Origin of the sequence: Bacillus cereus, assembly GCF_002577405.1 — a bacterium.
GTDB lineage: Bacteria > Bacillota > Bacilli > Bacillales > Bacillaceae_G > Bacillus_A > Bacillus_A cereus_AU.
This window is the reverse complement of the sequence record NZ_NULR01000009.1, coordinates 1-14659: the sequence shown is the minus strand read 5'-3', so window position 1 is coordinate 14659 and position 14659 is coordinate 1. Positions and strand designations below refer to the sequence as shown.

Below are 14659 nucleotides of genomic sequence, written 5' to 3'. Positions count from 1 at the left end.
AAAGAATTACCATCTATACTATATGCATGATCCCTAAAAAATTCACTGGTAAGTACTATTTCTCACCATACATACTTTCTCAAGCGCTTTTATATTTCTAATATCAAATAATTACAGCTTCATTTCATTCTAAAACTTATAAAGCTATACAAATTTAAAAGCTACCTAAAGCAACTTAGTGGTCACTTCAAATAGCTTTTATTTATATATATTAACGTTATTTATTTTCTTCTTTTTGAACATATACATAAGCATCTTTCTGCTCTTTATGTATATCAACCTTCGAATTCTCTGCAAGCTGACCCGCATTTAGCAAAGAAAAAATAATGAGCGCTTCTAGTGACATTTCGTTTTACCACTCCTTTCTATTTGTTATACGTTTATCATACCGCTTACATGTGATTTCCGTATGAACTCGAAAAGGAGATTACAACAAAAAAGTTACAGGACTGATAATGTACCCTATCCCGAAAACATTTTATTAAAGCAAATTATTACGTTATAATAACCATAAAATAGGAGGTTGATTCGTTTTGACAATAAACCAAATGGTTCAATTGGGTAGTGCATTTATGCTATTTATTACTTCGGCACTTATGAGTTGGTATCAAGGAAGTAATTTAATAGATTATCCTGATGAATGGAAATATAGCGCTAAGTTTACGAATTATTTTAAAGGGTACGTTTCACATTATGACGATATTTATCAAATCGATTTCTTTATATATGCGGCAAAATTTTATCCCGCGGCATTTGTCGTTATGTTAATTAGCTTACTTTATATGCTCGTATTAATTCTTCATATTCTATTTAAAAGAAATCATGAGGCAATATAAAAACCCCGAATTATAGACTTTTCAGCCTACAATTCGGGGTACTATTTTTTTCAATTCGTTTCTTATTAGTAACGAATTAAGAAATATTTCTTTTTACCACGGCGAATGATTGTGAATTTACCTTCGATGCGGTCGTTTTCTGTTACAACGTAGTCTAATGCTTGTGTACGCTCACCGTTTACGTAGATTGCACCGTTTGTTACATCTTCACGTGCTTGACGTTTTGATGGAGAGATTTTGCTTTCTACAAGTAAGTCGATTAATACTGTATCTTCTGCAGTACGTTCTACAGATGGTACGTCTTTGAAGCCTTGTTCGATTTCGCTTGCAGTAAGTTCTGCTACAGAACCGCTGAATAATGCAGCTGAAATTTTAATTGCTTGCTCTAACGCTTCTTCGCCGTGAACAAGTTTTGTCATTTCAGAACCTAATGCTTTTTGTGCTGCACGTTTTTCTGGCGCTTCAGCTACTTGCTTCTCAAGCTCAAGAATTTCTTCATGAGATAAGAATGTGAAGTATTTTAAGTATTTAACAACGTCGCGGTCATCTGTGTTAATCCAGAATTGGTAGAACTCGTAAGGAGTTGTTTTCTCTGGGTCTAACCAAATTGCGCCGCCTTCTGTTTTACCAAACTTCGTACCGTCAGATTTTGTAACAAGTGGAATTGTTAAACCGAATGCTTTCGCATCTTCTTCTGATTTACGGATTAATTCAAGACCAGCTGTAATGTTGCCCCATTGGTCACTACCACCGATTTGCAGACGACAATTATGTTGTTGGTATAAGTTTAAGAAGTCGTATGATTGTAAAATCATGTAACTGAACTCAGTGAATGAAATACCAGTCTCTAAACGAGATGCTACTGTATCTTTTGCTAACATATAGTTTAAACCGAAGTTTTTACCGATATCGCGTAAGAATGTAATTACATCTAAGTTACCTAGCCAGTCATAGTTGTTAGCCATCGTTGCTGGGTTGTCCACATTTTCAAACTCTAAGAAGTTTGAAAGTTGGTTTTTAATGCTTTCTGTGTAGTAAGCAACTGTATCTTTCGTATTTAATGTACGCTCTGCTTTTTTACCACTTGGGTCACCGATCATACCAGTACCACCGCCAACAAGTGCGATTGGTTGGTGACCAGCTAATTGAAAACGACGTAACATTAATACTGGTAACATATGACCGATGTGTAAGCTATCCGCTGTCGGGTCGAAACCACAGTATAATTTAACGCTTTCTTTTTCTAATAGTTGCTCAAGGCCCTCAGCGTCTGTTTGCTGATTAATTAGACCGCGAAATTCAAGATCTTGTAAAATACCCATATCCTACATACTCTCCTTTAAGTTCATTACTGGCGTGAAGGTTGAAAACATAAAAAAATCGCCCCTTCAAATAAGGGACGATTTTAATCATCGCGTTACCACCCTAGTTGCAGGCAAAAAAAGCCTACCACCTTATTTACATAACGGCTTAGCACCGTCTTTTCCCTTTTGAATACAATTCAATCGAAAAAAGATGCTCTAGGGGCGTAATTCGCGATCATCTATGTGCTGATTTTCACCGGCCATCAGCTCTCTAAAACAGGGAAATGATCACTACTTCTCCCTTTCCACGCTCAATTATTCATATACTTTTCTTTATACCATCATTTATATAGGCGTGTCAAATAGAGGTAGGATTTCTCTTCTTTCCAATCCATTACAACGTCGCAAGGAGTATCGTAATAAGAGAAAGAACTGGAACACCAACTAATATCGAAACATGAAAAACCATCGATAGATCATTCCCAATCGTCGCTTCCACAGGATCTTTCGCCGGAGAAGCAAGAAATCCGATTAATCGATCGAAGCGACTTACCGTTTTTGGAAAATCCGGTATTTCTACATGGTCACTATCTAAATGCTGCTGTAATTTATATTCATTCTTAAAGGGATTTTCGCTCAATTTCATCCACCTCCAGCAATTGTTTCAATTTCTTTATTCCGTTATGAAGTCTCGACTTCACCGTTCCGACTGGAATATCTAATACCTCTGCAATTTCTTTTTGTTGCATGTCATGATAATAAGAAAGGATTAGGACCGCTCTTTGCTCTTCGGGAACTTTCAAAATTGCTTCTCTTACTGTGAGCCGATCTTCGTGAGAAAATTCTTTTTCCTGAATCGGCACTAAAAATGGCAAAAGCGTACGCCACTTTTTTCTTCTATTTAATTTATTAATCATAAGACGATAACCAATTTGAAATAAATACGTTTTTATTTTGCCCTTTTCAGGTTCATACATATGTTTCTTACGCTCTAGCATCAAAAACGTATCTTGCACAAGGTCGATACTTAATTGTTCATCTCGGTTAAAGCGATACAAAAATGTATATAGCGCTGGTTTAATTAAAACATATAGTTTTTCTCCCGCCTGTTTATCCCCACTTTGATACGCAAGCATGAGTTCCTCCTCAATCCCAATCTGCGCCATGATTTTTGATCTCCTTTATTCCTTTTAACGTTAATGAAATGCGGGAAATTAAATAGCAACTAGCGACAATGATCCATACTTGCGATTGATTCGTAAAAAATTGAACATACGGGTTTTGAATTGTCTGTCCGGTTGAAACTAAAATATTTAATGCTTGCACACATATGCATGCATACACTGCAAGACAAGCCGAAATCGTATCAAATACATTCCAGCGAAAGTACACTTTTGTTTTTGTAAAATCAATTTTATATCCTTTTTTCCGTACTATATATTTTCTATCAAATGGAATGATGATGGAAAACATCACAATCATCATAACGCCAGCTGTAATCATTGAAACTTTAAATCCGATTGGCATCGGTAATAGCAGACCACAAGAAAACACAACTATAATTCCAACTAAAGCAAAAGTAAGAAGTAACTTATTAGACATATAAAAGCCTCCCTCATCTATTCTTTCATAAATGTATACAGACGAGGAAGGCGCTTCGTTCAAATATTATTTAATTTTTTTTATAATCTTCGCAGGATTCCCGCCAACTACTACATTATCCGGCACATCTTTCGTTACAACAGCGCCAGATGCGATAACCGCATTATCTCCAATTGTTACACCTGGATTAATAATCGCTCTTCCGCCAATCCATACGTTATCGCCAATTGTTACTGGTTTTCCATATTCTAATCCGCTTATGCGCTCTACTGGATCAAGCGGGTGTGTTGCTGTATAAATGTGAACGCCTGGAGCTAACATACAATTCACTCCGATTGTTACTGGGCATACGTCTAAAATCGTACAATCAAAGTTCGCGTAAAAATTTTCGCCAACGTGAATGTTGTAACCGTAATCGCATCTAAAAGAAGATTCAAGATGAATATTGTCTCCTGTCGTTCCGAATAGTTCTTTTACGATTTCGCTACGCTCTTTTAATTGCACTTCTGGCGTATCATTGAATTTTCTCGTTAATATACGCGCTTGTGCTCTCTCTTTTACTAAAACTGGATCAGCCGGTATGTACATTTCTCCTAGTATCATCTTTTCTTTTTCTGTTTTCATCATACTATCCCCTTTAACTCATATGTATAAGTTTGATATTATTTTACATCAACAAATATTTTTTTCAACCATAACCTTTTATACAAGCCAGCCCTTTTTATATAGCACATAATGGTTTTCTACAAACATTTCATTGTATTTAGGGAATAGGCGTTTCACTTGTTTCTCTAATTTAAAACCTATTTGTTCCATAGACCTGCACGAATTGATATTATTATCCCAAGCCTGCGCATGAACTTCATCCACATCTAAAGTTAAAAATATGTAATTATATATTAAGTTTCTCGCTTCTTGATTGACACCTGTACGCCAATACTTACGGGCAATCCGCTGAGCTTCTGAAGTTACAATTAACTTTTTATTTTCATTCACCGTTGGCATAGAAATCCAATATGTCCCTATCATTTCCTTTGATTGTTTCATTACAATTGACCAAGCCATAATATCTTTTAAATTTTTATAAGTATGCAACAAGTCCTTAATTTCATTACTATCTTTTGGAATCGTATTCCCCGTCCAATAATGCATATCAGGATCTTTCATTACCTCATACCACTGTTTGTAATCTTTTTCAGGTTCTACAGAACGCAAGCACACTATGTCTCCTTCTAAAATTGGTATCTTCATCTATATTAACTCCTTTATTATTTACAAAAAGAAAGGCCTGAACGTTTTTCGTTCAGACCTTCCTCTCTTAATCTTCCATCGTTGATAAATCACCTGTCGGTAAGTTTAACTCCCACGCTTTTAATACGCGGCGCATAATTTTACCACTTCTCGTTTTCGGTAATTTATCTTTAAATTCAATTTGCCTTGGCGCTGCATGAGCTGCTAGACCTTTCTTTACAAATTGACGAATTTCTTCTTTTAATTCTTCAGATGGTTCGTATCCTGTTCGAAGCGCAATAAATGCTTTAATGATTTCTCCGCGAACCGGATCAGGAATACCGATTACTCCAGCTTCTGCAACAGCAGCGTGCTCGATTAATTTACTTTCTACTTCAAACGGACCAACGCGCTCACCTGACGTCATAATTACATCGTCAATACGTCCTTGGAACCAGAAGTATCCGTCTTCATCCATATAAGCTGAATCACCTGATACGTACCAATCTCCTGGCATGAAGTAAGACTCATACTTTTGCGGGTTATTCCAGATTCCACGCATCATAGCTGGCCAACCTTTCGCAATCGCTAAGTTCCCCATTGTGTATGGAGGCACTTCGTTTCCTTCATTATCAACAATCGCTGCTTTCACACCTGGAATTGGTTTACCCATTGAGCCTGGACGGATTTCCATACAAGGGTAGTTACAAATAACTTGTCCACCTGTTTCTGTCATCCACCACGTATCATGAATACGAAGACCAAATGCGTTCATACCCCAGCGAATTACTTCTGGATTTAATGGCTCACCAACGCTTAATACGTGGCGCACTTGTGATAGATTATATTTTTTAATTGCATCTTGTCCAGCGCCCATTAACATACGGAACGCTGTTGGTGCACTATACCACACTGTTACACCGTAATCTTGCAGTGCTTCATACCAAGCTTCTGGGCTAAAGCGTCCACCTAAAATAACATTTGATGCTCCGACTAACCACGGTGCAAAAATACCGTAAGCAGTTCCAGTTACCCAGCCTGGGTCAGCAGTACACCAATATACATCGTCTTCTTTTAAATCTAATACCCATTTCGCCGTTTGATAGTGCTGAACCATTGCGTTTTGCGCATGAAGCACACCTTTTGGCTTACCAGTAGAACCCGACGTATAGTGAAGAATTAAACCGTCTTCACGGCCTAACCATTCGATATGTAATTCTTTTGAAGCTTGTTCAAATAAAGGATTGAACGCTACCGTTTTACCGCCTTCTTCTACATTATCTCCAACAAGGAAGACTGTTTTTAAAGCAGGTAAATCATTTAATGGTACGCGCTCTAGCAATTCAGGCGTTGTAATTAACACCTTTGCTTCACTATCTTCTAAACGATCGCGAACTGCACCTTCCATAAATGCTTCAAATAACGGTCCAACAATTGCCCCTAATTTCACTGCACCTAAAAGTGCAAAATATAATTCTGGAGAACGCGGCATAAAAATAAAAACGCGATCGCCTTTTTCAACATCGCCATAATTTTTCAGGACGTTTCCTGCTTTATTAGAAAAATCCTTCATTTCCTTAAATGTATATTTCTCTTTTCGCGATCCATCTTGATAATAAAGTGCTACTTTATTCTTCCGTTCGGATTTCGCATGCTTATCAATTGCCTCATACGCCATATTCACTCGGCCTGTTTCATTCCAAGTAAAATTTTTATTAACCTCTTCCCAGTTAAAATTCGCGTATGCCTCTTCATAATTCGGCAAATTATTTTCTCCTTTAATGACAGGAAGCGTTTCTACTTTCATACTTTACATCCCCCTCCTATGTATTCTATTATCTATTATAATGACATTATTTAAAATTTTCAGTATATTTGTTGATTTTTAGACAAATTTTTAATGACAAATTTCGATTCACATCGCATATATTATAAAGTACGATATTAATAGATTCACAAACCCTCAAGGTGGTGAGCAATACATTGATCCATAAAAAAATATATAATGCTAGAAACTTAAAAACAGCGAAAGGCACTTTAATTATTGAAGGTCCTGTCTCTACACATAACTTAGAAATGTATGAATTTCATCCAGACTTAATTGCTTTTCGTCCTGCCGAGCAGCAATATAAAGCAATTGTCGAAATTTCTAAATTACCAGAAGCTCGTCTCATTATTGCTAGACATGAACAAATGATTGTTGGATATGTTACATACTTGTATCCTGATCCACTCGAGCGATGGTCAGAAGGAAAAATAGAAAACTTAATTGAACTTGGGGCGATTGAAGTTGTCCCAGCCTTTCGCGGGTGCTCTGTCGGAAAAAACTTATTAGAAGTTTCAATGATGGACGATCATATGGAAGATTACATTATATTGACGACTGAATATTATTGGCACTGGGATTTAAAGCAAACAGGCTTAAATGTTTGGGAATACCGAAAAGTAATGGAAAAGATGATGAATGCTGGTGGTTTACAATGGATGGCTACAGATGATCCTGAAATTTGTTCACATCCTGCCAACTGTTTAATGGTTCGCATCGGTAAACGCGTTGATACGGATTCTATTCAAGCATTTGATCGTCTACGTTTTCACAATCGTTTTATGTATTAATAAAGGGGGCAACTGGAATGATTGTAGAAGAAATTATGAATCAAAATGTAGTGACACTACATCCAAACGATACAATTGAAACAGCAATCCGAACGATACGTACAAAAGGCATTCGGCACATTCCAATTGTCGATCAAAATAATCATGTCGTAGGCATTATTTCTGATCGGGATGTAAGAGATGCAAGTCCGTCTATTTTAGATGAACAAGTTTCACTCGATATGCTGAAGCAACCACTTGAACTTATTATGAAACACCCTGTCATGACTTGTCATCCTCTCGATTTCGTTGAGGAAATTGCTACTTTATTTTTTGAAAATAAAATTGGCTGCCTTCCTGTGACAAAGGCCGGAAAGTTAGTTGGAATCATTTCTGAATCTACTGTATTGCATACGTTAGTGAAATTAACTGGAGCGCATCAACCAAGTTCACAAATTGAAATTCAAGTAAAAAATGAACCTGGTATTCTCGGAAAAGTTGTTGCTATTTTTAGCGATTTGCAAATAAATATCGTGAGCGTTCTCGTCTATCCAGCAAAAGATGAGAATGATAAAGTACTCGTTTTCCGCATTCAAACGATGAATCCTCTAAAAGTGATTGATGCACTTGAAGCAGAGGGATACCGCGTATTATGGCCGAACATCATGGGGATGCAAGCATGAGTAGCGCGTTTATTTATTCGGATGACTTTCAGGGCTATTCGTTTAGCCCTGAACATCCTTTTAACCAACTGCGCGTCACTCTTACGTACGATTTATTACAAAAGGGCGGTTTTATCTCTCCCTCTCAAGTCATCTCCCCGCGAATGGCTACAGATGAAGAGATTGCCTACGTTCATACAGAGGAGTACATAAATGCGGTAAAACTTGCTGGAGAAGGAAAGTTAGAAAAATCAATTGCAATGACATACGGACTCGGAACAGAAGATACACCGATGTTTCCAAATATGCACGAAGCAAGTGCATTACTCGTTGGCGGAACATTAACAGCTGTCGATGCTGTTCTTTCTGGGAAAGTAAAGCACGCCCTCAATTTAGGCGGTGGCTTACATCATGGCTTCCGCGGCAAAGCATCTGGCTTTTGCATTTATAACGATAGCTCCATCGCAATGAAGTATATTCAAAAGAAATACGGTTTACGCGTTTTATACATTGATACAGACGCTCATCACGGTGATGGTGTACAGTGGTCTTTTTACGACGATCCTAACGTATGCACTATTTCATTACATGAAACTGGGCGTTATTTATTCCCTGGAACTGGTGCTGTAAATGAACGTGGGCAAGGTAATGGCTATAGTTACTCTTTTAACGTTCCACTCGATGCCTTTACAGAAGATGAATCCTTTTTAGAATCATATCGAACAGTTGTAAAAGAAGTTGCCGCATACTTTAAACCGGATATTATTTTAACGCAAAACGGTGCTGACGCGCATTATTACGACCCACTTACACACCTTTGTTCAACGATGAATATTTACCGTGAAATACCGAAGCTCGCTCGCGAAATCGCTAATGAATATTGCGACGGTCGCTGGATCGCTGTTGGCGGTGGTGGCTATGACCACTGGCGCGTCGTACCAAGAGCTTGGGCACTTATTTGGCTCGAAATGAACAACATCCAAAACATCTCAGGTTATCTCCCTCCAGAATGGATTGACGCTTGGAAAGGACAAGCAGAAACAGAACTTCCCCTCACATGGGAAGATCCAGACAACATGTATCAACCTATCCCTAGAAAACCAGAAATTGAAGAAAAGAATGCATTAACTGTAGCGAAATCTCTTGAAATTATTCGGAATAATATGACAAAATCTTTGTATTAAACAAAAGGAGACTCGTTTTTTTGAACGGTCTCCTTTTGCTTGTATAATTACTACCCATGTCGTTTTTTGTTGGTAAATCGATATCCTGTGTCGAATCGCCGATATATTTCAAGTTGTGGTCGATATAATCAAAAAAACGCTGATATATTTCGAGTTACGGTCGATATATTCGAAAAATCGCTGATATATTTTAAGTTACTAATCGACTATCCCAACTCTAATAAAAAAGGTCGTGATATTATGTGGGAACAACAAATGATCCACACGAAACGTGGCACATTCGAACTCTTTATAAAAGGCAATGGCGAACCACTTTGTATTACACACCATTATTCACAATTTAATGAAACTGGCGATTACTTTGCGGATGTTTTCACTACTACGCATCGTGTATTCCTCATTAATTTGCGAGATGCTGGTAAATCTGTAAAAGCCAAAGTAGAAAACGAATTAAGTATGATTGAAACGATTCACGACTTAGAAGCGATACGTGAAGCTTTACAACTTCCTACATGGCACTTCGCGGGTCATTCAACAGGCGGTATACTTGGGCTTTTATATGCGATTACATATCCAACTTCCTTACAATCATTAGTCGTTGTGGGAGCCGCAGCAAGTAACTATACCGAAACACCATTCTGCATTTATCACCCAGAACATCCGCAGTTTCATTATATGCAACAAATCATCGAAAACTTAAAAAGCCCTCATCTTACAAATGAAGAACGAAAGGAATTATCTACTAAACGAACAAAATTATCTTTGTATAAACCGGAAAGCTATAACTCTTATTTTTGTAAACCAATCGTAAAAACAATGTCTGCTAGCCGAATGAACGCTTTCGCTAAAGAATACTCTTCATTTGATTTGAGAGAATGCTTACCTTCTATCCAAACAAAAACACTTATTATGTGCGGCAGGCATGATGTACAGTGTCCGATTCAGTATTCTATTGAGATGCATGAGAGCATTTGTAATTCTATCTTCGTTCCATTTGAGGACAGTAACCATTACCCTTTTCTAGAAGAAGTCACCCCATTTATTTCTACTACTCAAAAATTTTATGAATCGTTACAACCAAAAAGTAACAGGCACTAAACCTGCTACTTTTTTCATATTTTACTTCCCTACAAACGTAACTTGCTCACCAGTCGCCCAGCCTCCCGTTGGTACGACCGTATACTTCATTCCTTGCTCTAATGTTGCACCGTTTTGTAAATCAAAGATTCCTACTGCACCTTTTCGAGAGCTGAAGCGATATTGTGCTTCTACTTTCTTTCCATCTTCACTTTGTAATTCTACTTTTCTACCAGCAAAGAGTTCCATGCCCGGATCTTTATCTAATGTCACTTGAAGAGACTCATTGTCTATTCCTTCTGCACTTTGAATGGCTAACGGTGCAATAGTTGAAGCTGTAAATTTCGGATTTTTAACAGTTGCCCAATCAGACGTAATTGTATATTCTGTTCCAGGTTTCAACGTTTGACCTACAGGTAAGCGGAATTTAGGTGCTTGTCTACCATCTGCCGCTTGTGTAAACGGAACATACGCAACTTCAATTTTCTCACCCGAACTTGCTGTAATCGTTAGTTTTCTATCACGAAGTGAAGAGATTACTTGATATTGTTTACCATCTTTATCTTTATTTTCATCATCTAGTTGGAAAGCTTGATTTCCTCTTCCAGCCTTATATGCTTCAATGATGTTCGCGTAATCTGTCACACCATCTTCTAAAAATGATTCAATTTCAAACGTATCACTCGTCACTTGCTTCGCCTGACGAATATTAAGCTTTTCCGAACTACCTTCAAACTTTTCTTTCTTCCCGCCCTTATAACTCAACGTGTATTTCCCACCTGGCTTTTGCACTTTTACAGGTACGATATATGTACTCGTTGCTCCTGTTTTTAGTCTTGGTACATTCACAATTTCTAAGCCATTACTAAACACGAAGTTTTTCTTAATAGCATCTAAGTTTTCTAATTTCACTTCTTCTTCTGATAAAGGTTTAGAAAATGTTAGTTGTAATGTCATTGCGTTTAATGGCTCTAGTTTCGTAATTTGTGCTTGTTGTTTTTTCTTCTCTTTTTTCGCTTCTTGCTTCGTTTCGTGTTTTGTTTCCGCCTTCGTTTCACCTTGCGCGCACCCCGTTACAAGCACTGTAAATCCAAGCACTGCCGGTACTAAAAATTTCATTTTTTTCATCTTTATACCCTCCAAATTTATGATTAATATTTTCATTGCTTCCTGTGATATTAATCATAAATAGCAGGTATAAATTGCTCATAAATAAATTATTAAAAAAAGATAAAATAAAAGTAATATATTTTTAATCTCATTCTTTTCAATAAAAAAACCTGTCAACAATTCGACAGGTTCACTACACATTAAAACGATAACCAGCTCCCCACACAGTTTCAATATATTGCGGATGAGCAGGGTCTCTTTCAATTTTTTCACGTAACTTTCTAATATGAACGACAACCGTCGCCAAATCACCAGCGGAATCTAATCCCCAAATACGTTCAAATAACTGTTCTTTATTTAACACTTGGTTTGGATGCATTACAAAAAATGTTAATAAGTCAAATTCCTTCGTTGTAAAGGCTACTTCCTCATTATTTATAAAAACTTTTCTCGCTCGCTGATCAATAGAAATCCCGTGAATGTATAACGTATCACGTTGCTTAACCATATTTCCTGATAATCTTTCATAACGAGAAATATGTGCTTTTACTCTTGCGACTAATTCACTCGGACTAAACGGTTTCGTTATATAATCATCCGCACCTAATCCGAGTCCGCGAATTTTATCTATATCTTCTTTTTTCGCCGAAACAAGTAAAATTGGAATATCTTTCATAGCACGTATTTGTTTACAAATTTCGAATCCGTTCATCTTCGGAAGCATAATATCTAAAATAATTAAGTCATAATCTTCCTGCAAAGCCCTTTGTAAACCTGTTTCTCCGGAATGCTCTACATCAACATGAATATCATGAATCTCTAAATAATCTCGCTGTAATTCTGCGATACTTACCTCATCTTCTACTAGTAAAACCCTTTTCATTCTACTCACCACATTCCTGTACTTTTTTCAATGAGAAGAAAATACTTGTGCCTTCCCCAAGCATACTTTCCGCCCAAATGTCCCCGCCATGTTCTTCGACAATTTGTTTCGCTATCGCTAAGCCAAGTCCACTTCCACCTGTACTAGAGTTTCGTGATTGTTCCGCACGATAAAAACGTTCAAATATATACGGCAGCGTATCAGATTCTATACCTGATCCATTGTCCATTACTTTCACAATAACTTTATTCTTACCACTCGATACTGTTACAGTAATTTTTTTCTCTTCTTTATCCATGTACTTCACACTATTATGAATTAAATTCGATATAACTCTATTTATCTTTTCACAATCGGCCGTTACATATAGTGGTGATGAAGGTAATTGTAAACACACCTCTATACCTTCCTCACTTAAATCCATCTGCATCTCTTCTAATAATTCCTGCATAAACATATTTAATTCTATCGTTTCAAATTGAAATGGGACTCGATTCAGATCGAGCTTCGAAAATAAAAATAGTTCGTCAATGAGTGTATCCATATGTTTTGCTTTCGTATGGATAGTTGTTAAATACTTATCCATTTTTTCCGGCGTATTTGCTACCCCATCCTTTATCCCTTCAACATACCCTATTATAGATGTGATCGGTGTTTTTAAATCGTGAGAGATGTTTGAAATGAGCTCTTTTCGATTTTCTTCATACTGCGTTTGCACTTCAATCGACTCTTTTAACTTCTTCCTCATTTCCTCAAACCCTTGATTTAACTGTCCTATCTCATCATGCGATGTAACTGGAATTTGAAAATCTAAATTTCCTTCTTTAATTCTCTCCGTTGCACCTTTTAATAAAAAAATTGGTTTTATCACACTTCTTGAGACGAGATAACTTAATAATCCAATAAGCAAAATGGCTAAAAGTAAGAGCGATACGAACAAAATTGGAAATAATTTTTGTGTAAGATCTACAAACGAGCTTTGCTTTTTTAATACAAATATACTCCCTTCTTCTTTCTGTGGAAAATAAAAATCAAATTTTACATATCGATAAAATGTATCGCCTAATTCCGTTGTACCACGACTATTAATATTTGCTGATTCAAATTTTGGAAGGGCTTCTTTTAAAGCTGCGCTTTCAAATACTTTTGAAGCATATGAAATTGTTTCTCCTTTCCTTACAACTATTTTCACATCCTCTTTTTCTATGGATGACACAAATGATTCATCTAATAGTTGCGATTGATTCTGTTTAGCCTCTGATTTCAATTCAAGAAAAACATTTTCTTCTTCAGCCGTTAATGGCTTTTGAATGTAAGAACTTTTATAGAAATTTTTCACTGATTCCAAGTCACCCGTTATCGAAAAAACAATTAAAAATCCCGCAACTAATATGAGCGTAATAGAAACGAGAATAACGGCAATATAAGAAAATAAAAACCTCGTTTTAATAGACATCATTTACATCCTCACTTTATCCCGCTATTTGTGTGCAGTAAGACTCCCATCTCAAAATCCGGCGAATGCGAGGGAGTTATGCGGGAGATTAACTGCACGTAAACGCCCGATTGGTGCGGGCTAATAATCCGTGTGGAATGAACAAAACCCCACTGATTAAAATTTTACTTTATCCATCCTTATTACTTCATAAGCATAAAAATATATGTTCAAATACTCAAGCGATTTTATAGTAATTTTAGCGTCATTTTATAAAAATTTAATGTTCCTATTTTACAGTTGAAATGAGGAGGTTGAAATTCCATGTTCAAAAAAACAGTAAGCATGATCTGTTGCGTAATTTTTTTGCAAGGATGCTCGCAAGAACAAGAAGTTAAAAAGGAGATGACAAACATGGAGACAGCGCTACACGGTGCTGATGTAAATATTCCAGACAACGATGGTGTTACCCCGCTAGAGCATGCGCTCGCTCATAACTTTGAAGAGATAGAAAAGATTTTGCTAGAAGGACGTAAATAAAAAGCTAATTTTTGCCTTCCTCCCCCGCCCTATGCTACATTTAACCCGTTACATCAATATTAATAGGGTAACTAACTGTTACGATTTATTTAACAAATTATAACCAAAGTTAATTAAATATATCAGTAAGCCCTGCTAGTCAAGTGATTGGCTAGTAGTGAGGGTTAACTGCGGGCAATCACTAAAGCTGATTGAACTACA

The 14659-nt window shown here is 36.8% G+C and carries 16 protein-coding genes, 1 pseudogene and 1 other annotated feature; of the genes and pseudogenes, 6 read left to right on the top strand and 11 right to left on the bottom strand.

The features are described 5' to 3' along the window. Window positions 1–217: 217 nt before the first annotated feature. A complete protein-coding gene (locus COC96_RS12200; RefSeq protein WP_000050940.1) occupies window positions 218–346 on the bottom strand; it encodes a hypothetical protein in 129 nt (42 codons plus the stop codon). Between the two features lie 187 nt (window positions 347–533). On the opposite strand from COC96_RS12200, the gene COC96_RS12195 reads away from it, so the two are divergent. Continuing rightward, window positions 534–836 (top strand): YjdJ family protein, encoded by a 303-nt coding sequence (locus tag COC96_RS12195; RefSeq protein ID WP_098268881.1) that lies wholly within the window; start codon window positions 534–536, stop codon window positions 834–836. Between the two features lie 65 nt (window positions 837–901). Here COC96_RS12195 and tyrS read toward each other — a convergent pair whose 3' ends face one another. The 7 genes from tyrS to acsA form a co-directional block, all read right to left on the bottom strand. Continuing rightward, entirely contained in the window at window positions 902–2158 is a 1257-nt protein-coding gene (gene tyrS / locus COC96_RS12190; RefSeq protein WP_097905702.1) for a tyrosine--tRNA ligase, read from the bottom strand. A 70-nt stretch (window positions 2159–2228) separates the two neighbouring features. Further along, window positions 2229–2457: a binding site (T-box leader), on the bottom strand. 77 nt (window positions 2458–2534) lie between these two features. After that, the gene (locus tag COC96_RS12185; protein ID WP_098268882.1) at window positions 2535–2780 is read right to left on the bottom strand and encodes a hypothetical protein; all 246 of its coding nucleotides are present in this window, start codon (window positions 2778–2780) and stop codon (window positions 2535–2537) included. Next, complete coding sequence (locus COC96_RS12180) at window positions 2761–3306, bottom strand: RNA polymerase sigma factor (protein ID WP_098268883.1); 546 nt, start codon at window positions 3304–3306, stop codon at window positions 2761–2763. Before COC96_RS12180 ends, COC96_RS12185 begins: the two co-directional genes overlap by 20 nt. Further along, on the bottom strand, window positions 3287–3742 hold the full coding sequence (locus tag COC96_RS12175; protein WP_071710333.1) for a hypothetical protein: 456 nt from the start codon (window positions 3740–3742) through the stop codon (window positions 3287–3289). Before COC96_RS12175 ends, COC96_RS12180 begins: the two co-directional genes overlap by 20 nt. 66 nt (window positions 3743–3808) lie before the next feature. Beyond that, a complete protein-coding gene (locus tag COC96_RS12170; protein WP_098268884.1) occupies window positions 3809–4369 on the bottom strand; it encodes a maltose acetyltransferase domain-containing protein in 561 nt (186 codons plus the stop codon). A 75-nt stretch (window positions 4370–4444) separates the two neighbouring features. Further along, window positions 4445–4993, bottom strand: a complete 549-nt coding sequence (locus COC96_RS12165) for a GNAT family N-acetyltransferase (protein WP_098768877.1) — start codon at window positions 4991–4993, stop codon at window positions 4445–4447. 67 nt (window positions 4994–5060) lie between these two features. After that, window positions 5061–6779, bottom strand: coding sequence for an acetate--CoA ligase (gene acsA, locus COC96_RS12160; RefSeq protein ID WP_098768876.1), 1719 nt, complete (start codon window positions 6777–6779; stop codon window positions 5061–5063). Between the two features lie 176 nt (window positions 6780–6955). Between acsA and acuA the strand changes: the two genes are divergently transcribed. From acuA to COC96_RS12140, 4 genes are all read left to right on the top strand, one after another. Beyond that, a complete protein-coding gene (acuA, locus tag COC96_RS12155; protein ID WP_098768875.1) occupies window positions 6956–7588 on the top strand; it encodes an acetoin utilization protein acetyltransferase AcuA in 633 nt (210 codons plus the stop codon). 17 nt (window positions 7589–7605) lie between these two features. Next, entirely contained in the window at window positions 7606–8250 is a 645-nt protein-coding gene (locus tag COC96_RS12150) for an acetoin utilization AcuB family protein (RefSeq protein ID WP_002123078.1), read from the top strand. Beyond that, window positions 8247–9413 (top strand): acetoin utilization protein AcuC, encoded by a 1167-nt coding sequence (acuC, locus tag COC96_RS12145; RefSeq protein ID WP_098768874.1) that lies wholly within the window; start codon window positions 8247–8249, stop codon window positions 9411–9413. The genes COC96_RS12150 and acuC overlap by 4 nt, the downstream gene beginning before the upstream one ends. Before the next feature lie 240 nt (window positions 9414–9653). Beyond that, window positions 9654–10511 carry an alpha/beta fold hydrolase gene (locus COC96_RS12140; protein WP_142339996.1) on the top strand — a complete coding sequence of 286 codons (858 nt, stop codon included), beginning with the start codon at window positions 9654–9656 and terminating at the stop codon, window positions 10509–10511. A gap of 21 nt (window positions 10512–10532) precedes the next feature. Here COC96_RS12140 and COC96_RS12135 read toward each other — a convergent pair whose 3' ends face one another. The 3 genes from COC96_RS12135 to COC96_RS12125 form a co-directional block, all read right to left on the bottom strand. Beyond that, the gene (locus COC96_RS12135; RefSeq protein ID WP_098268890.1) at window positions 10533–11618 is read right to left on the bottom strand and encodes a hypothetical protein; all 1086 of its coding nucleotides are present in this window, start codon (window positions 11616–11618) and stop codon (window positions 10533–10535) included. 175 nt (window positions 11619–11793) lie between these two features. After that, window positions 11794–12483, bottom strand: coding sequence for a response regulator transcription factor (locus COC96_RS12130; protein ID WP_098768873.1), 690 nt, complete (start codon window positions 12481–12483; stop codon window positions 11794–11796). A gap of 1 nt (window position 12484) precedes the next feature. After that, complete coding sequence (locus COC96_RS12125) at window positions 12485–13939, bottom strand: sensor histidine kinase (protein ID WP_098268892.1); 1455 nt, start codon at window positions 13937–13939, stop codon at window positions 12485–12487. A 303-nt stretch (window positions 13940–14242) separates the two neighbouring features. On the opposite strand from COC96_RS12125, the pseudogene COC96_RS12120 reads away from it, so the two are divergent. Further along, window positions 14243–14446, top strand: a pseudogene (locus COC96_RS12120) (ankyrin repeat domain-containing protein); the annotation flags it as partial. Window positions 14447–14659 lie beyond the last annotated feature (213 nt).